19 protein-coding genes and 1 tRNA gene are annotated in these 23,474 nt (G+C 47.8%); 15 read left to right on the forward strand and 5 right to left on the reverse strand.

The features are described from left to right. Nucleotides 1–70 precede the first annotated feature (70 nt). A complete protein-coding gene (locus tag H8B13_RS09925) occupies nucleotides 71–2,071 on the forward strand; it encodes a peptidylprolyl isomerase (protein ID WP_187310642.1) in 2,001 nt (666 codons plus the stop codon). Nucleotides 2,072–2,152: 81 nt separating this feature from the next. Here the strand turns inward: H8B13_RS09925 and H8B13_RS09930 are convergent, their stop codons facing one another. Further along, entirely contained in the window at nucleotides 2,153–2,500 is a 348-nt protein-coding gene (locus H8B13_RS09930) for a cupin domain-containing protein (RefSeq protein WP_187310643.1), read from the reverse strand. A gap of 200 nt (nucleotides 2,501–2,700) precedes the next feature. Between H8B13_RS09930 and H8B13_RS09935 the strand changes: the two genes are divergently transcribed. Together H8B13_RS09935 and cysK are read left to right on the forward strand one after the other, a co-directional pair. Beyond that, nucleotides 2,701–3,528, forward strand: a complete 828-nt coding sequence (locus H8B13_RS09935) for a serine O-acetyltransferase (RefSeq protein WP_187310644.1) — start codon at nucleotides 2,701–2,703, stop codon at nucleotides 3,526–3,528. A 164-nt stretch (nucleotides 3,529–3,692) separates the two neighbouring features. Beyond that, a complete protein-coding gene (gene cysK, locus H8B13_RS09940) occupies nucleotides 3,693–4,613 on the forward strand; it encodes a cysteine synthase A (protein ID WP_187310645.1) in 921 nt (306 codons plus the stop codon). Nucleotides 4,614–4,765: 152 nt separating this feature from the next. Here cysK and H8B13_RS09945 read toward each other — a convergent pair. The 3 genes from H8B13_RS09945 to H8B13_RS09955 form a co-directional block, all read right to left on the reverse strand. Next, nucleotides 4,766–4,839: transfer RNA gene (locus tag H8B13_RS09945), tRNA-Ala, on the reverse strand. Between the two features lie 165 nt (nucleotides 4,840–5,004). Continuing rightward, nucleotides 5,005–8,427: a TonB-dependent receptor gene (locus H8B13_RS09950; RefSeq protein ID WP_187310646.1), complete on the reverse strand. Its 3,423-nt coding sequence runs from the start codon at nucleotides 8,425–8,427 to the stop codon at nucleotides 5,005–5,007. Nucleotides 8,428–8,574: 147 nt separating this feature from the next. Further along, nucleotides 8,575–9,243 carry a C40 family peptidase gene (locus H8B13_RS09955; protein ID WP_261990306.1) on the reverse strand — a complete coding sequence of 223 codons (669 nt, stop codon included), beginning with the start codon at nucleotides 9,241–9,243 and terminating at the stop codon, nucleotides 8,575–8,577. A gap of 43 nt (nucleotides 9,244–9,286) precedes the next feature. Here H8B13_RS09955 and H8B13_RS09960 point away from each other — a divergent pair, with 43 nt between their 5' ends. Then, nucleotides 9,287–10,708, forward strand: coding sequence for an FAD-binding oxidoreductase (locus H8B13_RS09960; RefSeq protein ID WP_187310647.1), 1,422 nt, complete (start codon nucleotides 9,287–9,289; stop codon nucleotides 10,706–10,708). A gap of 105 nt (nucleotides 10,709–10,813) precedes the next feature. On the opposite strand, the gene H8B13_RS09965 is transcribed toward H8B13_RS09960, so the two are convergent. Beyond that, entirely contained in the window at nucleotides 10,814–11,314 is a 501-nt protein-coding gene (locus tag H8B13_RS09965) for an acyl-CoA-binding protein (RefSeq protein WP_187310648.1), read from the reverse strand. A gap of 127 nt (nucleotides 11,315–11,441) precedes the next feature. Between H8B13_RS09965 and asnB the strand changes: the two genes are divergently transcribed. The 11 genes from asnB to H8B13_RS10020 all read left to right on the forward strand — a co-directional run bounded on the left by asnB (nucleotide 11,442) and on the right by H8B13_RS10020 (nucleotide 23,472). After that, complete coding sequence (asnB, locus tag H8B13_RS09970; protein ID WP_187310649.1) at nucleotides 11,442–13,349, forward strand: asparagine synthase (glutamine-hydrolyzing); 1,908 nt, start codon at nucleotides 11,442–11,444, stop codon at nucleotides 13,347–13,349. Nucleotides 13,350–13,410: 61 nt separating this feature from the next. Then, entirely contained in the window at nucleotides 13,411–14,757 is a 1,347-nt protein-coding gene (locus H8B13_RS09975; RefSeq protein ID WP_187310650.1) for a UDP-glucose dehydrogenase family protein, read from the forward strand. Between the two features lie 44 nt (nucleotides 14,758–14,801). Further along, nucleotides 14,802–15,743 carry a UDP-glucuronic acid decarboxylase family protein gene (locus H8B13_RS09980; protein ID WP_187310651.1) on the forward strand — a complete coding sequence of 314 codons (942 nt, stop codon included), beginning with the start codon at nucleotides 14,802–14,804 and terminating at the stop codon, nucleotides 15,741–15,743. A 6-nt stretch (nucleotides 15,744–15,749) separates the two neighbouring features. Beyond that, nucleotides 15,750–16,154, forward strand: coding sequence for a sugar 3,4-ketoisomerase (locus tag H8B13_RS09985; RefSeq protein ID WP_187310652.1), 405 nt, complete (start codon nucleotides 15,750–15,752; stop codon nucleotides 16,152–16,154). Further along, the gene (locus H8B13_RS09990) at nucleotides 16,142–17,095 is read left to right on the forward strand and encodes a hypothetical protein (RefSeq protein ID WP_187310653.1); all 954 of its coding nucleotides are present in this window, start codon (nucleotides 16,142–16,144) and stop codon (nucleotides 17,093–17,095) included. The genes H8B13_RS09985 and H8B13_RS09990 overlap by 13 nt, the downstream gene beginning before the upstream one ends. Before the next feature lie 20 nt (nucleotides 17,096–17,115). Continuing rightward, nucleotides 17,116–18,054, forward strand: a complete 939-nt coding sequence (locus tag H8B13_RS09995; RefSeq protein WP_187310654.1) for a glycosyltransferase family 2 protein — start codon at nucleotides 17,116–17,118, stop codon at nucleotides 18,052–18,054. 66 nt (nucleotides 18,055–18,120) lie between these two features. Further along, nucleotides 18,121–20,082 (forward strand): hypothetical protein, encoded by a 1,962-nt coding sequence (locus tag H8B13_RS10000; RefSeq protein WP_187310655.1) that lies wholly within the window; start codon nucleotides 18,121–18,123, stop codon nucleotides 20,080–20,082. A gap of 239 nt (nucleotides 20,083–20,321) precedes the next feature. After that, on the forward strand, nucleotides 20,322–21,431 hold the full coding sequence (locus H8B13_RS10005; protein ID WP_187310656.1) for a DegT/DnrJ/EryC1/StrS family aminotransferase: 1,110 nt from the start codon (nucleotides 20,322–20,324) through the stop codon (nucleotides 21,429–21,431). A 35-nt stretch (nucleotides 21,432–21,466) separates the two neighbouring features. Continuing rightward, the gene (locus H8B13_RS10010; protein ID WP_187310657.1) at nucleotides 21,467–21,877 is read left to right on the forward strand and encodes a sugar 3,4-ketoisomerase; all 411 of its coding nucleotides are present in this window, start codon (nucleotides 21,467–21,469) and stop codon (nucleotides 21,875–21,877) included. A gap of 50 nt (nucleotides 21,878–21,927) precedes the next feature. Continuing rightward, nucleotides 21,928–22,470 carry an acyltransferase gene (locus H8B13_RS10015; RefSeq protein ID WP_222841394.1) on the forward strand — a complete coding sequence of 181 codons (543 nt, stop codon included), beginning with the start codon at nucleotides 21,928–21,930 and terminating at the stop codon, nucleotides 22,468–22,470. A gap of 45 nt (nucleotides 22,471–22,515) precedes the next feature. Continuing rightward, entirely contained in the window at nucleotides 22,516–23,472 is a 957-nt protein-coding gene (locus H8B13_RS10020; protein WP_187310659.1) for a glycosyltransferase, read from the forward strand. Nucleotides 23,473–23,474: the final 2 nt, after the last annotated feature.

The raw sequence follows: 23,474 nt of genomic DNA on the forward strand, positions 1-23,474 counted from the left end.
CATGTTTCACTAGCAATGGCTTAGCGCACACACTAGCGTCAGCATCATATTTTGGCTATTTTGGCCAACGATGACCCACTCACCCTTCCTTTCCCGCCTTACCAAACTGCTCGCTTTTGGCTGCCTGAGCTGTTGGCTGGGAGCCTGTACCACGCCGCGCACCAGCGCACCAGGTACTATCTCTGCTGCTTCCATCAATAAATTTACGGCCGACTCAGCCCTGCGACGAATTGCTACCGCGCAGGATGGTCGCCAAACGGCCTTGCTGCTGCCATACCTCAGTCGGCCCGAAGCTACCTACCGGCGCGAAGCTGCCTTGGCCTTCGCCTCAGTACAGGATAAAGCTGCCACATCAGCCTTGCTCATCTGCCTCAGCGACACCGACCCAGGTGTGCGGCGGGCGGCGGCCTATGCCCTCGGTCAGACTGCCGACAGCACCGCTGCTCCGGTACTGCATCAACGCATGGGTGCGGAGCCCAACCCCGCCGCGCGACGCGCCGTTCTCGAAGCACTCGGCCAATGCCTCACCCGCGGCGAGTTGACCAACCTGTTGCGTTTGCCCCCCAGCCTTGCCTCCGACACTGCTACCCTTACGGGGCAAGCCTGGGGATTATATCGGGCTGGCTTGCGAGGCATAACATCTGACGCGGCTGTGGCGCGGCTTATGCAATTGCTGGCACTCCCAAATCCGCATGGTGCGCGCTTGGCCGCTGCCAATGCCTTAGCACGCACCCGCGGCCTCGATCTGGCCACGTATGCCGTTGCCCTCGCCAAAGTAGCCCAGGCCGACCCGGCTTATGCCGTGCGCAGCGCCGCTACTTCTGCATTAAGCAAGGCAGCCGAAGCGCCTTCTGTGCCCGGCGTATTAGCCGCTATTACGCGCCGCGACCCCGAATATCAGGTGCGCGTGAGTGCGTTACGGGCCATGAATGCGACGATGTATGTACCCGTAAAAGAAGCAGCCTGGGCGGCCTTGACCGACAAGAATGATCAGGTGGCCCTTACCGCCGCAGAGTTCTTTCTGACGCATGCCGCTGAGGAGCCGGGTACCTTATTTCTGGAAAAAGCCAACAAGATCCAACAGTGGCGGGTGCGTGCGACGTTGTTAGCTGCAGCTCTCAAACAGCGGGGAGAAGGCCGTGAAGCGATTCGCGGGGCTGTGCAGGAGCGCTACACTGCCGCCACCGATCCGTATGAAAAGGGCTATTTGCTCAAGGCTTTGGGCGAAGACCCCAACGCGTACAAATTCGTTTCGACGGCCACATTTGCCCCCCAGAAGTCAGTTGTAATCGGGACATATGGTATGGAGGCGCTGGTAGCCATGCGGCGCCTGCCCGACTTTCCAGAAGCCCAATATCCCGCTTTTACCTTGCTGTTGCAGCGCGCTGTGGGCAGCGGCGACGTGGCCGTTATAGGTATTGCCGCCGAAGCTATCCGCGACCCCAAGCTAAACGTGCAGCCCCTGCTGACTTCCACCGACTTCCTGACTCAAGCCCGCGACAAGCTCGCAATGCCCCGCGACCTCGAAGCCTGGCAATCCTTGCAGCAGACGATTAATTACCTGAATAAAAAGCCCCCCACGCCGCTGGTAACCTCTTCTATAGTTTCACATACGATAAATTGGGCAACGGTAAATAAAATCCCAACCGGGCAGCGGGCAACGGTGCACACTAGTAAAGGCAATATCGTCTTTCAGTTGCTGGTAGAAGCGGCGCCGGGCTCAGTGGCTAATTTTGTTGAGCTGGTTGAACAAGGGTTTTACAATGGGAAGAACTTCCATCGGGTAGTGCCCAACTTCGTGGCCCAGGGTGGCTGCCCGCGGGGCGATGGTTGGGGCAGCACCGATTACAACCTGCGCTCCGAATTTGCCGATCTGCGCTATGGCGCGGGTGCCGTTGGGCTAGCCTCGGCTGGCAAAGACACCGAAAGCTGTCAGTGGTTTATCACTCACGCCCCCACGCCCCACCTCGATGGCCGCTACACCATTTTTGCGCAGGTTGTCAGTGGGCTTGATGTAGTAAGCCGCCTAGACATCGGCGACAAAATTGACCGCATTGAGCTGGTACGCTAGCTTATAAAAAAGCCCCCCAGTCGGCTTACAATAATCTGTAGGCCGACTGGGGGGCTTTTTTGTGGCGAAGAAAGCGCAGTTCTACGCCTGCTTGTCTTCGCGGCCATGCACCTGATATGGAGGAGTGGTGGCTTCTACGGCAGTAAAGGCTTCCAGAATTTTGTAGGTATGCGAGGCGCCTTTAGGCACTACCCACGAGTTGCCGGGCTCCAATATAACCACCTGACCTTCGGAGTGTAGCTCGGCGCGGCCGCTGATTACGTAGCCTACCGTTTCGTAGGGCCGCGATACGGGCTCTTTATCGTCGCTGGGTTGCTCATTTTCCCAGAGGCGCATCGATATATTTTTGCCTGAGGCGAGGTACTTTTCTCCATCATTGCCTTTGGGCGAGTGATGAGAGTCAACTTTAATGACAGTGGAATCGGACATAAAAGGGGCGTTTTGGAGTGAAATGTCAGGGATTGTGCTTTCATAACGAGCAAGACAGCGCTACGGTTGTCTGCGTAGAGTTGTCCCAAACCTTCGCCGTTGCCGATTGTTGCTGCTACTTCGAATGACGTTATCTTAGGCCCAGTAGGCCCGTAGGCTGCACCAGAAATAGGCTTATAGCGCCTTTACGCATACCCTTTATGTCCGAAGAATTTGTTCAGACGCTGGCTGTAGCGCATCAGCAAGCCACCGTTCCGTTGCCGGCGCACGCATTTTGCCATTTGGCTGATCAGCTACTGTCTTTACTATTCCCCGAGCGTGCCGATCGTCAGTTATCCAGCGCTGATGCCGTTGCTGCCACCTTGAGCCACCTGCGAGCCGAGCTAACAGCCTTGCTTCGCCCTGTTCTGTTGCTGGAGTCCCCCGAGGCCGTAGTAGCTGCGTTGGCTGCGCAGCTTCCCCACCTTCGTCAGTTGTTGCTGCTTGATGCGAATGCCATTGTGGCCGCCGACCCCGCCGCCCAGGGCGTAGCGGAGGTTGTGTCTACGTATCCGGGTTTTTACGCTATTGCAATGCACCGGCTGGCCCACGCGTTGCACCAGTTAGCCGTTCCTCGCGTGCCTCGTCTACTTAGTGAATACGCCCACGCCCGCACCGGCATCGATATTCACCCAGGAGCCCGCATTGGTTCTTCCTTCTGCATCGACCACGGTACTGGCATTGTGATAGGCGAAACAGCAGTTATTGGAGCCTATGTCAAAATATTTCAGGGTGTTACGCTTGGTGCTTTAAGCGTGGCTAAACATCTGCAAGGCATCAAGCGCCATCCAACTATTGAGGATAACGTAGTCATTTATGCCAACGCGACCATCTTAGGTGGCAGTACGGTAGTGGGCAGCCACAGCATTATTGGGGGCAACGTCTGGCTGACGGATAGCGTCCCTTCGCATTCCCGCGTTTACCACAAAGCGCAGCTCCACGTTACGCGCACCGAAGATCCCAACGCGGATATTTCCTTTTCTATTTAAGTCAAAAATAACTATCCAGACGGTCATGCTAATAGGAGGTCATGCTGACAATAGGAAGCATCTCGCTTGTTTAGCCGGAGTACTAATCCAACGGTGCGAGCGACATGCCTCGCTCTGCTCTGCATGACGTTCTTCTTTGTAAATCCATTCAATCATATACCCCAATGAAAGCAAATACCATTCTCGACACCATTGGCAATACTCCCTTGCTGCGCATCAATCGCCTGTTCGCCGACCGCCCTGACGTGGAGGTCTGGATGAAAGCGGAGCGCGCTAATCCAGGCGGCAGCATCAAAGACCGCATTGCCTTATCTATGATTGAGCAAGCCGAAAAGGACGGCTTACTCGGTCCCGATAGTCTGATTGTGGAGCCAACTTCCGGCAATACTGGCGTTGGTTTGGCCATGGTGGCTGCCGTAAAAGGCTATAAGCTCACTTTGGTAATGCCCGAATCGATGTCGATTGAGCGCCGCCGTCTGATGACAGCCTATGGCGCCAATCTGGAGCTGACGCCACGGGAGAAAGGCATGAAAGGCGCTATTGAAAAAGCAAATGAGATCAGGCAGAACACGCCCGGTGCCTGGATTCCTATGCAGTTTGATAACCCCGCCAACATTAAAGTTCACGCCGAAACAACCGCCCAGGAAATTCTGCGCGACGCGCCCGAAGGCTTCGATTATCACATTACGGGGGTTGGCACTGGGGGACATATTACCGCCGTTACGGAGGTGCTTAAGCCATTATTCCCGAAGATGCTGACCTTCGCTGTCGAGCCCGAATTGTCGCCGGTTATCAGCGGCGGCGCGCCTGGCCCGCACCCTATCCAAGGCATCGGCGCGGGCTTCATTCCTAGTAATCTGCACACCAATATTCTGGACGGTACCATTCAGGTAAGCCAGCAAGCCGCCTTCGATATGGCCCGGCGTGCGGCACGTGAGGAAGGAATTTTTGTGGGTGTTTCGTCTGGAGCTTCTCTCGCCGCCGTAGCTCAGAAGCTCCCTGAAATGCCCCAGGGCAGCCGTGTGCTCACGTTCTGCTACGATACCGGCGAGCGGTATCTGTCCGTAGAAGGTTTATTCGTTTAAATCACGAGAACCAGTAAAGAAAAAGCCCCCCAGAAAGAATCTAGGGGGCTTTTTCTTTACTTAATGCTTAATAAACAGCAACGCTCTGTTGCTTACGGAATCTAAAGTCCAAACAAAAGGCCCGGCTTATCCAGCCGGGCCTTTTGTTTGAGTGGAGAATATCGGAGTCGAACCGATGACCTCTTGCATGCCATGCAAGCGCTCTAGCCAGCTGAGCTAATCCCCCGTTTAGTTTACCAGCCACCTTTCGTGTTTGATGGGACAAAAGTACGGCGCGTTTCGGATTCTGCAAGGCTGGGAGGCTTTTTTTGGGAAATCTTTTCCATCAGCACCCAAAAAAAGCGGCCGGAGAATTTCTCCGGCCGCTTTCAGAATCAAGCAATAGCTTGGCTTAGTTGAAGATGTAGCGCAAGCCAAACTGCATGTAGTAGGTCGACGCTAGGGAGTTATTATTTCTGTAAGTAGAAGTAATAGGCTGACCGCGGTCTGTAGCAAGACGGAAAGTAGGACGGGTAGTGCCGCCTGGGTTAACCGTAGTGTTATTAGTTGTAACGTTAGTTGGTACCAGAATAGATGCGTTGTTGAACGACCGTACAATGCCCCAGTTTTCGTTGAGCAGGTTGCCAGCATTAAAGATGTCAAGAGTGAACTGTAGCGTATTACGCTTGTCGCCAAGGTTCAAGAAAAGGTCTTGGGCAAGCTTTACGTCTACTTGATGACGCCATGGCTGCAAAGCACCATTACGCTCAGCGTACTGACCTTTACGGCTTCGCAAGTAATCATCTTGCTCAATGTATTGGAAGAATAAGTCTTCCTGCCGGGCTGCGCTTACAATATTAGGCGCAGCGGTCGTGCCGTAGTTGAAATCGCTAAAATCGATTTCTGACCCATCTTTAGGTACATAAATCAAATCATTACTCTGTCCGTCACGGTTGAAGTCGCCACCGTATATGTAAGAGAAACGACCCTGGCTAGAACCGTCGTAGAACAGCGAAATAGTAGTGCCGAGGTGGCCAAAATATTCCTTGCGGTAAGACAAGGAAGCAACTACACGGTCTGGAACTACATAGCTAGCGTAGCTCAGTTCTGGGCTGTTTGAGTTGTTAACAATTGGGGTACTTGACCAAGTGTTGAGCAACTGGTCGCCACCGCCATCGAATAACACCTCAGCATTGCTGCGTACATAAGCTAGCGAAGCAAATAAACCACCCTCGAAGCGCTTCTCCAGCTTACCAGCTATCGACCAGTAATAGCCTTTATGAGCATTGTCGAGAACAACGGTATTAAAAGGCTGTGTACCTTGAGTGTTGCCTGTCGCTACTGGCTGGTTAGGGCCAGGGCTAGTAGCACTCGTAGGAGCATTAGCTGGAGTCAGCGGGTTGATAAACTTGTTGAAAACGGCGTTTGGATATATCGGCCGGTTATCTGGGTAGCCGGCAACATTCAGTGGCTGAGCTTCCACTAAGTTAGGGTTCCGACCAAGTGCTATTGTCAAGTCTTTATTGTAGATACCTTCCAAGCTACCTACGATGCCTAAAGGCAACTGCGCATCAACAGCTAAAGTGCTCTTCCACGTCTGTGGGTTTTTAAAATCACGAGCAGTGGCGCTAAGCGTGCCTGGTACTTGGGTTCCAGCAACTGGAGGGGTGTCAGGGCGGTAGGCAGCTGGGTCTGGATTGAATGGTCCAGGAGTGCTAGCACCCGACGAAGTAGTAGTGAACTGAATCAAGCCCGCATCGCCAGACTGTGATACAATCCATACGGTAGGAACACGACCAGCGAAAATGCCGCTGCCACCACGTACTTGTAGTGTACGGTCACCTTTCACATCATAATTAAAGCCTAAGCGTGGTGACCACAACACCCGGTTCTTTGGGAGTACACCCGTATCAATCTGTTCACCATTAGCGAAGGCCAGATTAGCTACTAAAGGATGTGTTTGAATCTCTTTTACATCCAAATAAGCATTTAGCTCAGCTCGCAAGCCAGCAGTTACCCGCAGCTTATCAGTAACGTTGATTTCGTCCTGGGCATATACAGAGCCCTGTGCTGTTTTGAAGCGAGGGAAAGCCTGCTCAAAACCAGGTAACAACGAATAAGTCAGAGCAAAATCACGAGGCTTTGCTCCGCTCTTGAATTCATCCCAAGAGTTAAACGTGTAGTAACTGGTAGCAAAACGTTGGAAACCGTTTCTGGTGTTTTGCAAGTCGAATTGTACACCAGCGGTGATGTTGTGAATTCCGGTCGTGAAGTTCACATAATCAACGGCCGAATAGGTCTCAACCTCGCGTAGGTTACCAAAAGTAAAAGGCTCGTAACCAAAAGAAGTAATTGGGTTCACACCAGGCGTGATAACACCAGTGGTAGGATTAACGCTACCATCAAGGATATCTACGAATGGAAATTCCTGGCTATCAGAGCTGCGAGGATCGTTCTGCTTAGTGTATGTGGCCCGTAAGGTGTTGAAAAATTTACCTGCGAAGGTTGAGTTTACTTCACCTGCAAACGAATAGAAATTGCCCTCTTGGTAATAGTTTGAATTCTTGAAAGGAAGAGCAAAGTTGCTTGTCCGGGCATTAGGGAAGGCTTGGAATGGGGTACGTGAGCCGCTCACTGAGATTGGAGTTTTGCTCTCTACCTGATTATACCGAAGGGTTACCCGGTGGTTGGGGTTGATGTTCCAGTCTAGACGGCCCAGCATGGTAGTACGGTCAGTCTGGAAAGGATAAGCTCCGTAGCCGCCGGTTTCATAGTTATAGGTGTCACGCAGATAATTGCTAACCTCGTCAAGAAACGCTGCAGTAGGCCGTACAATATTCGAAGGGCTATTAGGCCCGCCAAATGGCAACTCTGGGGTAGAAGCTAAGTTCTGCTGGCCAGGAGAAGTCCGCTTGCTTTGTTCAGCGTTAACAAAGAAGAATAGCTTGTCTTTGATGATGGGCCCACCTAAGCGAAAGCCGTATTGATTTTCGTCTAATTCCTGTTTTGGGAATGTTTCATCACCTACTTTATTTCCCTGTTGCTTATCACCTCTCCAGAAGGTATAAACCGAACCAGAAAAGTCGTTGGTGCCGGAGCGGGTTACAGCGTTGATGGCGCTACCAATAAAGTTTGATTGGCGCACGTCAAAAGGGGTAATATTTACTGTAATCTCCTGCACTGCGTCCAATGAGATAGGGTTACCGCCAGCAGGCAGGTTGCCACCTATACCGAAGTTGTTGTTGAAGTCAGAACCGTCGATAGTAATGTTATTCTGACGATTGTTACCTCCACCAATAGAAGGGCCTTGCGCAGTCGTACCAGTAGATGCCTGAGGTGTAAGACGAGTGAAATCATTTAGGCTGCGGCTAATAGTAGGCAGACGCTCAATTTCTTGGGTGCTTACGTTGGTGGTAGAACCAGCTCGGCCAGCGCTTAGTACAGAACGGGAATCTTCGCCTGTAACAACTACATTACCTAACTGAGTAGTGGCTTCACTGAGGTTTACGTCTAAACGCAACACCTGACCCAGAGTCAATGTAATGTTCTCCCGTACAGCTTCTTGATAGCCAATAAACGTGACGCGCACGTTGTAAGGACCACCTACACGCATATTCTGTAGGTTGAAGCGTCCTTCAGCGTTAGTAGGAGCTACATACTGCGTGTTGGTCGGAATATGAACGGCAATAACTGTAGCTCCAGGTAATCCAGCACCAGTCTGATCGGTAATAATACCAGTCATGGCTGATGTAGTAGTGCCCTGTGCCCATCCCAGCCGCGCCGTACAGACGCTAAGCAGAAACAACAGCAAGTAGCGTAAACGTAACTGTTTCATAGAGAGAAAAAAAGGTGAAAAAAGAAGAAGCCAGACGACGGCGCTACAAAAGTACTGATGACTTTGTAGCTATGCATTATCAAATCATTAACTATTCTAACAAAAGTTAATGACCTCAATTTGCGGCCGCAAAGGTAGAAGGCGAACTCACAATCTCGGTCGTACAGCCTTAATAAATCTACTGAGGTAGTAGTCGGTATCCAAACTGTTCTCGGTGACTCCTAAAGAGCTGGAAGCGTGGATAAACTGCACGCTTTCGGCCGTGGCTTCTGTTACTAAGCCTACATGCGTAATGCGATTGCTACCCGGTGAAGCACCAAAAAATACTAAATCACCTACCTGCAGTTCTTGAGAGCGAACCGGGGTACCCCATTCTGCCTGCTCATTAGAAGAACGCGGGATTTCTACGTTAATAGCACTAAACGAAGTGGCGAGAAGCCCTGAGCAATCCATGCCTAGGCGGGTCGTGCCACCCCATTTATAGGGAGTACCCTCGTAGGAGCGTGCTGTTTGAATAACAGTGGCTAACTCCCGGCTGATATTGGCAGGCAATGGCCGGCGAGCTCCACGTTTTGAAACTATCTTGGTTTTACCTCGTGATGATGCGTATTTGCCTTTTGTTTTAGAGCCTCCTTTGCGCCGTTCCGCCGCTTTAATGCGGGCCATTTCCCGGGCCGAATAATAGCGTCCGTTGCGGTAGTTTACTTTTTTTGCGCCACCGCAGCTAGCCAGCCACGCCAGTGTTATTAGTAGCAGCATAGCAATCAGACGGCTATACTGTCTCGAAACATGTACCTTCGTAGGGTGTTTCTGCATTGGCGCAAAGATACTCGAATCAGTCATTTGCTTTCAAATTTCGATGAATTTTCAACCGCTCACCCCCGAATTGCTGGTGGCTTTTGAGGCCATCGTGGGCCCCACACACCTTTTCACGGCTAAACGCGCTGAAGCCGCTGCTACTGCTGATGCCTACGCCGACTATGGCCGCGACCACACGGAGGATCTGCATTTTGCTCCTGATGTGGTCTTACGTCCGGCTAACGCTGAAGAGATCAGCCAGATTGTTCGTTTGTGCCACCAGCACCACATTCCTGTCACGCCACGCGGTGCAGGTACTGGATTGAGTGGGGGCGCCTTGCCGATACACCACGGCGTAGTGCTAAGCACGGAGCGGCTCAACAAAATCATTGAAATTGACGAGCGCAACCTACAGGCTACTGTCGAGCCGGGTGTCATCAACCAAGTATTTCAGGAGGCAGTACAAGCAAAGGGCTTATTCTATCCGCCGGATCCGGCCAGTAAGGGTAGTTGCTTTCTGGGGGGCAATTTGAGTCAAAGCAGCGGCGGTCCGAAGGCCGTTAAGTATGGCGTAACCAAAGACTACGTGCTAAATTTGCAGGTGGTGCTGCCTACTGGTGACATTATCTGGACGGGGGCTAATGTTTTGAAAAACGCCACTGGCTATAACCTGACTCAGCTGATGGTGGGGTCGGAAGGGACGCTGGGCATTATCACGCGCGTCGTCTTTCGGCTGATTCCACACCCCAAGCAGGATATTGTGTTGCTCGTGCCTTTCCGCGACCAGACGCAGGCGGCGGCGGCGGTATCAGAAATATTTCGGGCTGGCATAGTGCCCTCCGGGATGGAGTTTATGGAGCGGGAGGCCATTGAGTGGTCGGCGCGCTACCTCAATATTCCGCTCAATTTGCCCCCCGACATTACCGCTCACTTACTTATTGAGTTGGATGGCAATGAGCTAGAACAGCTGTATAAAGACGCTGAGCTAGTGTATGGCGTGCTTGAGAAGTACGACATCGGCGAAATACTGCTCGCTGACACTGCCGCTCAGAAAGAGGAGTTGTGGAAAATACGTCGCAACGTGGGTAATGCCGTTCGCTACAACTCCGTGTATAAGGAGGAAGATACCGTGGTGCCCCGTGCCGAATTGCCGACCTTATTAAGAGGCGTCAAAGAAATTGGTCAGCGCTACGGATTTACTTCCGTGTGTTACGGCCACGCCGGCGATGGCAATCTGCACGTAAACATCATTCGGGGCGACTTAGATGATACGATGTGGCACGAAGGACTGGCCGTGCCAATCCGTGAGATATTTCAGCTTTGTGTGAAGCTGGGAGGTACTATTTCCGGTGAGCACGGCATTGGGCTGGTGCAAAAACCATATATCGGCATTGCGCTAGGGGAAGCACAACTGAACCTGATGCGTGGCATCAAAAGCGTATTTGACCCGCACGGTATCATGAACCCTGGCAAGATTTTCTAAAGTACCCGCCAAAAAAAGCCCCCCAGAACGAATCTGGGGGGCTTTTTTAGTGAAGTTTTATTAAGGTAGCTAATTATCAAGCTCATCAGCTTGTAGCTCAAGGCTTTAAACAGGCTCTTGGTCGCCCTTTAGTTTGTCTTCGCCGCCATACGGAGCTCCAGCAGTAATATCACCGCGCAAGCCACCCGTAGAAACACCAGGGCCTGTGCCAGGCTGTTGGGAAGGAGTAGTATTCTCAGAGCTCACCTGCGAGCCGGCTGCTGGCTGACCTGCCCCCGTAGTAACAGAGTCTTGCTCGCCAATCGGTCCAGCTATTTTATTCACCTTGTCGATGTATTGACGTTTCGCATCGTCCTCGCTTACGCCTTTGAACTTGCTCCATGAGTCCCACTGAGCCTGCGACATTCCAGGCGTGCCGCTAGGATTATCGGGACTATCGTCGCCAACTACTTCACCTTTGGTATCGTGGTCGCCCTCGGTGGCTTGTTTATACAAGCCATAAAGCTCCGTCATATGTGGCGCGGCTTGGTCGCCGGGTAGATTATCTACGCGCGAGACGGCGGCTTCGAATTGTTGCTGTAAGTCCATTTGCTGCTGAAGGTTCATGGCAAAAATGAGTGGGAAAAAGCAGTAAGCTAAGCTGTGTACTACCGTGGCACGGCTTTGGTTGCAGATGCTTGCGGCTACTTTTTTGGGCACACGTCTTTATAGTTTGTACTTTTGCCCGCCAATTATGTGTGGAATTACTGGAATATTCGCTTTCTCTGACGCTGGTCGCAATTCGCTTGCCGCATTGCCTGCTTCAACCGACGCCATTATCAGCCGTGGGCCTGATTCTCAAGGGCATTATGTGTACGACAACGTAGGCCTCGGCTTTCGTCGCCTGGCTATTCTTGACCTTTCCTGCGACGGCAACCAACCGATGACCGATGAGTCGGGGCGGTACACGATTGTCTTCAATGGTGAGATATTCAACTTTCGCGAGCTACGGCAACGCCTTGTCCGCAAGGGACATCAGTTTCATTCCCAAACTGATACTGAGGTTATTCTACGACTTTACATAACTGAAGGTCGCAATTGTTTGAAAAAGCTCAACGGCTTTTTCGCCCTGGCTATTTACGATAAAGAGGAGGACTCGCTGTTCATCGCTCGCGACCGAATGGGGGTGAAGCCCTTACTGGTCTACCGTGACGAGGACAAGCTATTCTTTGCCTCCGAAATGAAGTCGTTGCTGGCTTTAGGAGTGCCTCGCAAGATGGATTATGTAGCCTTGAGTCACTATCTACAGCTCAACTACATTCCTGGACCTGCCACCATTTTCAAGGGAGTTAAGAAATTACTCCCCGGCCATTATTTGTATGTCAAAGGCCAGAAGGTAGTCGGCAAAGCGTGGTATCGTATTCCCTACGATGCTAAAAAGACGCAAAAGAATAAGCTCAGCTACGAGCAACAGCAAAAGAAACTGCTCGAATTAATGGATGACGCCGTGGCGCGGCGCCTGGTTGCCGATGTTCCATTGGGCTCATTCCTGAGCGGTGGCATCGATTCTTCGGCTATTACTGCCCTCGCCGCCCGTCATACTCCTCACCTGAACACCTTTAGTATAGGCTTTCGGGACGAGCCCTTTTTCGATGAGACGAAATATGCTAATCTGGTAGCCAAAATGCACCAGACGAATCATACAGTCTTTTCTCTGACAAATCAGGACCTGTACGATCACATTTTTGATGTGCTGGAATATATAGATGAGCCCTTCGCCGATTCATCAGCGTTGGCTGTATACATTCTGAGCAAGCGCACGCGCGAAAAAGTAACCGTTGCGCTATCTGGCGATGGTGCTGATGAGCTGTTTGCTGGCTACAACAAGCACATGGGAGAGTTTCAGATACGGCAAGGCGGCTTCAAAGCCGAAGCTGTGGCTGGTCTCGACTTCCTGTGGGATATTTTGCCTAAGTCGCGTAATTCGTTTTTTGGCAATCGTATTCGCCAGTTTCAACGGTTTTCCCGTGGTATGCTCAGCGGCCCGAAAGACCGTTACTGGGACTGGGCTTCTTTCGTAAGCGAGCGTGACGCCCGCAACTTGCTGAGCCTAGCCTCCCGGCGTAAAGTAGGTAAGAAGCTGGCCGAAAAGCGCCGGCGCGACATCTTGCAGCACTTGCATGCAGATGGCGACCTGAACGAAGTGCTGCTCACCGACATGAACCTGGTGCTTCCCAACGACATGCTCACTAAAGTGGACATGATGAGCATGGCGAACTCCTTGGAAGTGCGGACGCCGTTTCTGGATTATAACGTCGTCAATTTTGCTTTCTCGTTACCAGTAGAAAGTAAAATCAATGCGAATATGAAAAAGCGCATTGTCCAGGATGCATTCCGTCCTATGCTGCCGGAAGAGCTGTATAAGCGTCCAAAGCATGGTTTTGAGGTCCCGTTGCTCAAATGGTTTCGCAACGAATTGCGCCCCTTAATTACCGATGATCTACTTTCTGACGATTTTATTGAATCCCAAGGCGTTTTTGACGTAGAAGCCGTGCGGGCGCTTAAGGCACAACTGTTTTCCAATAACCCTGGCGATATTCATGCTCGTATCTGGGCCCTCATCGTTTTCCAGCATTGGTGGAAAAAATGGATGATGGGCTAATTTGCCCCCCAGTAACAATTTAAAACATAAACTCAGTAGTTTCTTACGCTTTCAATAGACTATGAAAATCGCAGTAGTAGGCACCGGTTACGTTGGTCTGGTTACAGGCACATGCTTCGCCGAAGTTGGTATTGATGTAACCTGCATTGATATCGACCAGAAAAAGATCGATAACCTCAAGCAAGGTATTTTACCCATTTACGAGCCTGGCTTGGAAGAAATGGTGTCGCGAAACGTAGAGAAGGGTCGCCTGCACTTTTCCACTAGTCTTGCTGAAAGCATTCACGATGCTGACGTGGCTTTTATTGCGGTAGGAACGCCCCCCGGCGAAGATGGCTCAGCTGACCTGAAGTATGTGCTGGCGGTAGCTCGTGGTATTGGCGAGCACATGAACAGCTATGGTGTTATCGTCACTAAAAGCACCGTGCCCGTAGGTACGGCTGCAAAAGTGCGTGCCGAGATCGAAAAAGCTCTTGAGAAGCGCGGTGAGAACATCGACTTTGACGTTGCGTCCAACCCTGAGTTCCTGAAGGAAGGTGCCGCCATTGATGACTTCCTCAAGCCAGATCGTATTGTAGTTGGCGTGGCATCAGAGCGTGCCGAAGAGGTAATGACCAAACTGTATAAGCCTTTCCTGCTTAATGGTCATCCTATTATCTTCATGGATATCCCTTCGGCTGAGATGACGAAATACGCAGCTAACTCTATGCTAGCGACCAAAATTTCGTTTATGAACGATATCGCCAACCTATGTGAGATAATGGGTGCTGATGTGAATAAAGTTCGCCAAGGCATTGGCTCTGACGCTCGCATCGGTACTAAGTTTATCTATCCTGGTATAGGCTACGGCGGCTCCTGCTTTCCCAAAGATGTAAAAGCACTTATCAAAACGGCCGCCGAAAATGGCTATGATATGCAGGTGCTCAAAGCAGTGGAAAATGTAAATGAGGCGCAGAAGTCTGTGCTGTTCGACAAAGTGAATAAGCACTTCGGCAGCGATCTGCAGGGCAAGAAGATGGCCATTTGGGGCCTTTCTTTTAAGCCTAAGACTGATGATATGCGTGAGGCTCCCTCTTTAGTTATTATTGAGCGCTTACTGGAGGCTGGTTGCACCGTATCGGCTTACGACCCGGTTGCTATCAAGGAAGCTAAGCACACGTTGGGCGACCGGATCACTTATGCCAAGGATCAGTTTGAGGCCCTAATTGATGCTGATGCATTACTTATCGTAACGGAGTGGCCTGAATTCCGCTCACCTAACTTTGAAGTTCTGGGCCGCTTGATGAAGCAAAAAGCCATATTCGATGGTCGTAACATCTACGATTCGAAAGAGCTAAGCGAAGTAGGCTTCACTTACCATTGCATCGGTATTCGGGCCAACCACAAGGAACCAGTGGTTCAGGCTTAATACCCATCAAAACACATTCTTAAGCACTTTATTATTTAGCACGTATGTCCGATAAGAAACGCATACTCATTACCGGTGGTGCCGGTTTCCTAGGTTCTCACCTTTGCGACCGGTTTCTGGCCGAAGGTTACCACGTTATCGCCATGGATAATCTCATCACTGGTGACTTATCCAATATCGAGCATTTGTTCGGGCAGGAAGCTTTCGAGTTTCATCATCACGATGTGTCCAAGTATGTGTTTGTGCCAGGCAAGCTGGATTACATTCTGCACTTCGCCTCGCCTGCCTCACCTATCGATTATCTCAAGATTCCTATCCAAACCCTAAAGGTTGGATCATTGGGGACACATAATCTCTTAGGATTGGCACGTGTTAAAAATGCACGCATCCTGATTGCCAGCACATCCGAAGTGTATGGTGATCCAGAGGTGCATCCGCAAGTAGAGGAGTACTTCGGCAACGTAAACCCCGTTGGCCCGCGTGGTTGCTACGATGAAGCCAAGCGTTTCCAGGAAGCTATTACCATGGCTTACCATACTCATCATGGTTTGGAGACGCGTATTATTCGCATCTTCAATACCTATGGACCGCGTATGAGACTCAATGATGGCCGCGTACTGCCAGCGTTCCTCTCGCAAGCGCTAAGAGGCGAGAACCTGACTGTTTTTGGCGATGGCTCGCAGACGCGTTCTTTCTGCTACGTCGATGATTTGGTAGAAGGCATTTATCGCTTGCTGCTTTCTGATTATCCCTTGCCCGTAAATATTGGCAACCCATCAGAGATTACGATTAAGGAGTTTGGGGAAGAAATTGCAAAGTTGACTGGTGTAGAGTTTAAGCCTACCTACCAAGCCTTACCCGAAAATGATCCTATGAAGCGAAAGCCTGACATTACAAAAGCAAAAGAGATATTAGGCTGGGAACCCAAAATAGATAGAGCAGAGGGTTTGCGTCGGACGCTGGAGTATTTCAAAGACAAGGTTTAGCTCTGGATGACACAGCCTTATCTTATCGAATTTCCTAAGTTAGGCGATTCCAGTATTGGGTTTATATCTGTAACGGAGCAGCTAAAGAACATTCCTTTTGAAGTAAAGCGTACTTTCTGGACGTACTATACTCCAGAAAGTATTGTTCGGGGAAGGCATGCCCATTACCAAACAGAACAAGTGCTGGTAGCAGTAGCTGGGCGTATTATCGTTACAACCGAGATGCCTGATGGTACTACAAATGTACATCGGTTAGAGGATCCTCACATGGGGCTTTATGTTCCACCGCATGCCTGGCATACTATGCAGTATTCACATTCGGCTGTGCAAGTCGTTTTTGCCTCTCATGCCTATGACGAGCATGACTACATACGACAGTACGATCAATTCAGGGAAATATGGAAAGCGTAAATACCGCACTTCTCGCTCAACGAGCTACGGTATTAGCATTCTACTCTCCCTATAATTTTTTGAGAGACGTAGTCTCTCATCAGCTTCAACAAGAGTTGTTTGGCGCAGGCAGAATAGCAAAGTTTGGGGTTGAGTCTTCACATGATACAATTTTCACCCACAAAGCAGGTCAGCTATTATACTCTGCATTACCTTGGGACTCTAACTTTTTCAGCACACCAACCTATCGACTTTTGACAGGGCTTTTCGAAGCAAAATGCCCCCCCGCATCCCGAATAGAAGCTGTAAAGTCTTTTGAGGAAAGCTTGGCGGCGAGAGGTGATTACTATTGTTTTAGTGAAGTGCCGTGCGAAGATGTTGTAATGCTTCAAACATTAACCGCTAGCGGTTGGAGGCTTGTTGAAACAAGGCTGCTCTATTACAGGGATAATCTAGATGATTTTAATCACCCACGATATCCAGTGCGCATAGCTGGTCCAGAAGAAGAAGAACAAATCGCTCAAATATCGGCTTCGGCACGTAACGAGTATGATCGTTTTCATGCTGATCCTTGGTTTGGGGCATCTCGGGCTGATGCTTTTCTTGCTAAGTATGCTAGTGCTGCAGTGCAAGGATATTGCGATGCTGTGCTTGTCCCAAATGAACCCCATCTGCCGGTCGATTCATTTCTAGCAATCAGTGACCTGCAAGAAGATTCCGATGCATTGGGTGTTAAGCTATCTAGAATAGCACTTACGGCTGTCGGACCGCAAAATCGGGGCTGGCATGCACGTCTGGTATCTGAAACTGTACATAGGGCTCGCACGAGGGGCGCAAAGGCAGTGTTAATGACTACTCAGTCTACAAATCGCGCTGTGTTTCGCACAAGTGAGAAACTGGGATTCAAATTAGGAGGGAGCAGCCACATATTGGCTTGTCATGGTAACTCATCTGTTAGATAAATTCTCCTTTTAAATATCTGATGCCTAAGCTTTCAGTTATTGTTCCTTGCTATTACAACGAGGAAAATATCCCCGTAACGGTAAGGGAGTTAGTTGCCAACGAAGCTCGTTTTCCCGATCAAGTTGAATTTGAGTATGTATTCGTCGACGACGGTTCGCGGGATCAGACCTTAAAAGTTCTTCTATCAGCTCAGGCTCAATACCCAGACCGTATTCGAGTTGTGGAGTTGGTCGGAAATGTAGGTTCTTATAACGCAATAGTGGCTGGCATCGCGCATGCTACTGGCGACTGTATGGCCGTTATTACTGCCGATATGCAAGATCCTCCGGAGCTAATGGTCCAGATGTATGACTATTGGTTTAAGGGATTTAAACTGGTTATTGGTAATCGCCAAGATCGCGAGGAAACCGGATTGGCTAAGCGGTTCGCTGAAACATTTCATTGGTTAATGAAGCACCTAGCCTTAAGCAATATTCCTGATGGAGGCTTTGATTTTGTATTTTTTGATAAGCAAGTAGCCGACGAAGTAACCAAAATGCATGAGCGTAACAGCAATGTATTTTACTTAATGGTGTGGTTAGGTTACACTTATATAAATATTCCTTATGTGCGCCGTAAGCGTGAAATAGGCAAATCACGCTGGACAATACAGAAGAAAATAAAGCTATTTATTGATTCGCTACTTTCCTTCTCATATTTTCCAATCAGAGCTATTTCTGTAGTTGGATTATTGTTAGGCTTAGTAGCGTTACTTTATGGTTTGTATGTTATCGGTTTAAACATATTTGCCCCCCAAGCACCAACAGGCTGGACAACATTGATGGTAGTTGTTTTATTCGTTTCAGCCTTCCAAATGATTGCACTCGGTGTAATAGGTGAATATGTCTGGCGTGGCATGGACGCCTCTCGCAATCGTCCGTTGTATGTAGTAAAAAATATTCATGATACTAACCGTTGATAGTATCAGGAATTTATTGCCTGACAACCTGTACCTGTGAATTTTACCTAAATTTTACTTTTAGTAATGTTGCTTCTCTTTGAACTGTTTTCTATTACAATTATCACCGTTATTGTTTGCTACTGTATTGGATTTAGCGTGTTTAAAATTTTAAACATAACGCCTCTTGAATATTTTTTCTCTTTATTTTTATCATTAGTTATAGGTCTAAGTTGTATTGTAAGTGTATATGCTTTATTGTGTACTCATGGTAGTACTGTTCATGCTTTAATGATTCCTCTGCTTTTTTTAATGGGGTATGGAATAAGAAAGAGAAATACTGTTTCCGATCATTTATTTATTAAATATGATCGTAGTAGTTTTTTTAGTAAGGAACTACTAATGCTGCTGGTTCTTAGTGCAGGCGTAGTTCTTGTTCAATATTCATTGCTGTACGATTTAGAGTCCGAATACCTACAAACTCCATTTCAAGATTATGTATATTATAGTCGTCTAACTCTCTCTTTGAGTTATTTAGGGGTTGAAACTAACGCATTAGAGGTAATGTATCCTCAATTCGTCACTGAACAACCATACCATTATATGGAATTATGGCTCAACTCTTTACTAGTATCTATTACTAAATTGCCCTCTGTATGGGTATATTTTGTTAGTTCCTCAGCTGTATTTATAACTATTATATGTGCTGGGTTTATGGCTATTTTTGCCCATTTCAAAATTAAGTATATATACATCTTTATCTTAAGCTTCTTGTTTTTATTTGTTACAGGAATGCGATGGTTGTTTTTGCAAGATTATTTATTTGTTCAAAATGGTGCCCTGTTGTCAAGTTTGATTCTGTGCTTAAATCCCAAATTGGCACCTATATATGTATTCTTATTGCTTACAGCGCTATTGTTGTTAAATCGTTATTACCTTTTGGTGGGCTTCGCACTAGCATTATTGCCTATTGTATATATTTCTACAACTCCTGTTGCTGGATTCGCTTTAGTATCTTTAGTTGCTTATTTGAGTTTAAGCAAGAAAGTAACTATGACTGAATCATTTTATATGTTATTGCCAATGGCTGTAGTTTGTGTATATATTATATTGTTCTATACTTTGCAACCTGAGTCATATCAATTCCCGGATACTGGCCGAAATTTTGCACTTAAATCTATTATACCAGAGTTAAAAGAGATAAAAACTTTAATTAATATTACACTAGGGGTATTTGTAAATTATAGTATTTATTTTGGGGTTTATGGCTTGCTGTTTTCTTTGATTTGGTTGTTTCGTCGCACAAAGCAAGGATTTTCAAAGGTTATAGTTCCTGAAACTATATGGGTATGGTTTGGAGCATGCCTGTTCATGGCTGCGGCTATGAGAGCTTTCAGTACGCACTATCTCGATAGCTTTCAATTCTTTTCTAATACTATAGTTCCACTGACTCCTGTAGTTCTAGCTATATTGTTTGCCTATATTTTACAGCAGGCATCAAAGCAAATTTATGCCATTATAATAACTAGTCTAATTTTATTAATTGTTGTAAATTTTTCTGCTGTTGGAACAGGAAATACACGTTATTCACCTGCTTTTATGCATCAAGTAGAAAAGGTAGCTCCATATATTGGCTCACGCGGAGGTTACGTGTTAGCAGATGAGGATTACGAAAATGCTTATATGCTATCTTCTGATTCGTATACTACTGGTAATTATATTTCAAATTTTAAAAACAACTACGCTTTTATGTCACTTTCCGCTCTTGATCCTGATAGTCTGATAACCGATTCACGTTTTCAACGTGATTCGGCACAAGCTGAGCAGATAATAAGGAAATCGACTTTTTATCGCTTTGCTAAGTTTCAAGCATTGCATAATAGCAATTTGTCACTCGATAGTACTAAATATAAGTTTATTATTCATAGTAATATTGGTTTTATATGTGTATCTAAACGTGCAAAATTGCCTTTAATACTAAAATCCCTCGTTGATACATCTTATACAGATTCACTTTCTGGTGAGAAGCTCTTTGTATTAAAAAAATAGATAGAATGAGTAGCGTGTTTAAAGCTTGTTAAGGTTTTTTTATCAGAAATATCTGCTTTTAACTTATAATAAGTTATTTTATTTAAGTCATGCTTAGAAATTCTATTGCTTGATTGCTGAAGTTGCATCTATCACGTACTACTCAAAGATTTAATATTTTCCTCATTAGCTACTCTTTTTAGTACGAAGATGCATAATGCATATCTTTGTCCATTGAATAAGAACTTGCACCTTCCCTTATGAATATTCCTTTTCTCTCTTTTGCTCCACAGCATGATCCTATTCGAGAAAATGTGCTAGCTGCTATTGCTGCTGTGTATGATAAGCAATGGTATGTTTTAGGAGATCAAGTAAAAGCATTTGAAGCTGCTTATGCTGATTTCAATCAAGTTAAACATTGCATAGGCGTTGCCAATGGACTTGATGCGCTACATTTAGCTTTGGAGGCATTGAACGTTGGCCCTGATGATGAAGTGCTCGTACCTAGCAATACCTATATCGCTACTTGGCTGGCTATATCCTATGTGGGAGCTACTCCAGTACCAGTTGAGCCAAGCTTGAGCACCTATAACATTGACCCTACGAAAATAGAGGCTGCTATCACACCTCGAACCAAGGGTATTATGCCTGTACATCTCTACGGTCAAGCTTGTGAGATGGGACCAATTATGGAGATAGCCCAGCGTCATGGTCTTTGGGTGGTAGAAGATAATGCACAAGCACAAGGAGCTACGTGGCAAGGGGGTATTACTGGTAGCTTTGGTGATGTAAACGGTACGAGCTTCTATCCAGGTAAAAACCTTGGCGCTCTTGGCGATGCTGGGGCCATTACTACTAATGATGCCGAGCTGGGGGGCAAAATACGTACACTACGTAATTACGGATCTCAGAAAAAGTACTACAACGAAGTGATAGGGTATAACTCTCGGCTAGATGAGTTACAAGCTGCTGTTTTAAGCGTTAAACTACCGCATCTCATAGAGTGGACACAGCAGCGTCAAGCAGTAGCTGCCCTGTATGATCAGCACTTGAAGGGTTTAGGTGACCTGATTCTTCCGCTCGTAGCTCAGGGAGCGACACATGTATATCATCTTTACGTTGTGCGTAGCAAACATCGAGAGGCTCTGCAGCAGCACTTGCAGGAACAAGGTGTTGGGACACTTATTCATTATCCAGTTCCTCCACATTTGCAGCAAGCCTACGCACATATGAGTATCCCGGAGGGCACTTATCCTATTGCTGAGGAGTTAGCACACACCGCACTGAGTTTACCCATGTGGCCTGGAATGCAAGAGAAAGAAGTAATTGCAGTCGCCGCTGCTGTGCGCAACTTTTTTGAGAGAGCATAAGCATCTTGTCTCTCATATAAATTAGTACTGTCTTTATGCCCACTCCGTCACTAATTGATTTTTCAAAAATAGGCTCCCCTAGTCTAGGCTATATCTCGGTGGCTCAAAACAGTAAGCTACCATTTGAAATTAAAAGAGTTTACTGGACATATTTCACTCCCGATTCCGTTATCCGAGGTCATCATGCTCACCACGAGCTGGAGCAAATCATTTTCGCTACTAGTGGTCGAATTGAGTTTACACTTGAGGATATATATGGGGAGAAGCAGCATTTTGTGCTTGATTCGCCAAATAGGGGCTTATATGTTCCTCGTCTATACTGGCGAACTATTAAGTTCTCACACAATGCTGTTCTATTGTGCTTGGCTTCGATGGAGTACAGCGAAGATGATTATATCCGAGACTTTGATGAATTCAAGCAGTTAGCAGCTGATCAAAACAAGTAATTTGACTGATGACAGAGGGTACAGGAGGCTATTACAAACATCCGCATTCATTGGTTGAGACCAATCAAATAGGAGCAGGTACGACGATTTGGGCCTTTGTGCATATTTTACCTGACGTTATAATAGGCGAGAACTGCAATATCTGTGACCACTGCTTTGTCGAGGGAGGAGTGAAGATTGGAAATAATGTCACCCTTAAATGTGGTATATACCTCTGGAATGGGGTTACATTGCATGATAATGTGTTTCTAGGACCTAATGTGGTGTTTACTAATGACTTGCGCCCGCGAAGCCGGCAGCATGATTACACGCTCACAGAGACGCATGTTCATTTTGGTGCCTCGGTAGGCGCTAATTCCACAGTGCTAGCTGGAGTACGTATTGGGCGTTTTGCTATGAGTGGGGTCGGGGCAGTCATTACCCGCGATGTGAAGGATTACGCATTAGTCTATGGGAATCCGGCCCGCCAGCACGGTTGGGTAGACGAAAGAGGTGATAAGCTAGTAGCAGATGGCCCAGGGCAGTGGCGCTCCAATAGCGGAGTTCTTTTTATTGAGGGGGATAATGGTCTCACTAGAAAAGTTGATAAGTAATGAGGCTGTTATAAACGTGCCTAACGACTATCAACATTTGTTTTTATGACTACAACTCCTCTTGTAAGCATTGGTGTCGCTTCTTTCAATAACTCACCATACATTCGAGAGACACTCGATAGTATTCGAGCATTAGATTATCCTCAAGTTGAGTTGATTATTATCGATGATTTGTCAACTGATGATTCTGTATCAGTTATAGAAAAATGGTTGCTTGAGCACACTGATTTCAACGCCCGCTTAATTCGCCATACTCAAAATCAAGGTGTCTGTCGGGTATGTAACCGCTTTATTGAGGAGTCGAGGGGTAAATACCTCTGCTTAATTGGGTCAGACGATAATTACCTGCCTGACAAGCTAACTGTTCAGGTTATGATGTTGGAAGCTGCTCCGCCCGATGTAGGTGTTGTGTTTAGTGACGTGAGCAAGATAGATTCGGCTGGCAACATAATTGTGCCCTCCGTGTACGCTACTGGTCAGATATCGCCTTCTTCAGGCGATGTCTGGTTATCAATGTTGCGTACCAACTTCATTGGAGCCATGACTACACTGGTGCGTCGGAGCTGTTTTGAAGTGGTAGGTCCATACGATGAGTCGTTGGCTTATGAGGACTGGGATATGTGGATACGCTTAGCACGTAAATTTCACTTCATATACCAACCCCAGGTAACCGCTCATTATCGAATCCATGGTTCTTCTGCCATGTTCCGTCGCCGGGCTCAGATAGCAGAAACTAATTTGCGAATAGTTAGCAAGCATTTGGGGGTAAGTGCTGAAGGTGACGCTATCATTCACGAACACATTGCAGCTTTTTCTGAACAGCTCTATTTGTTGGGTGGGGAAAATAGGGTATACTGGCTACAACAGCGCTGGCGTCAGAAAAGGGACTTGCGGGGATTAGCCCTACTGACACTGGCTCGGATGGGCGTGTCGGCCCAGCATGTAGCACGGACTTACGATTTGATAAAAAGAGTGAGAGGCACAGAAACTATTGCCGGGTAAGG

Source organism: Hymenobacter sp. BT188 (assembly GCF_014333585.1).
In the GTDB taxonomy this organism is placed as follows: Bacteria; Bacteroidota; Bacteroidia; order Cytophagales; family Hymenobacteraceae; genus Hymenobacter.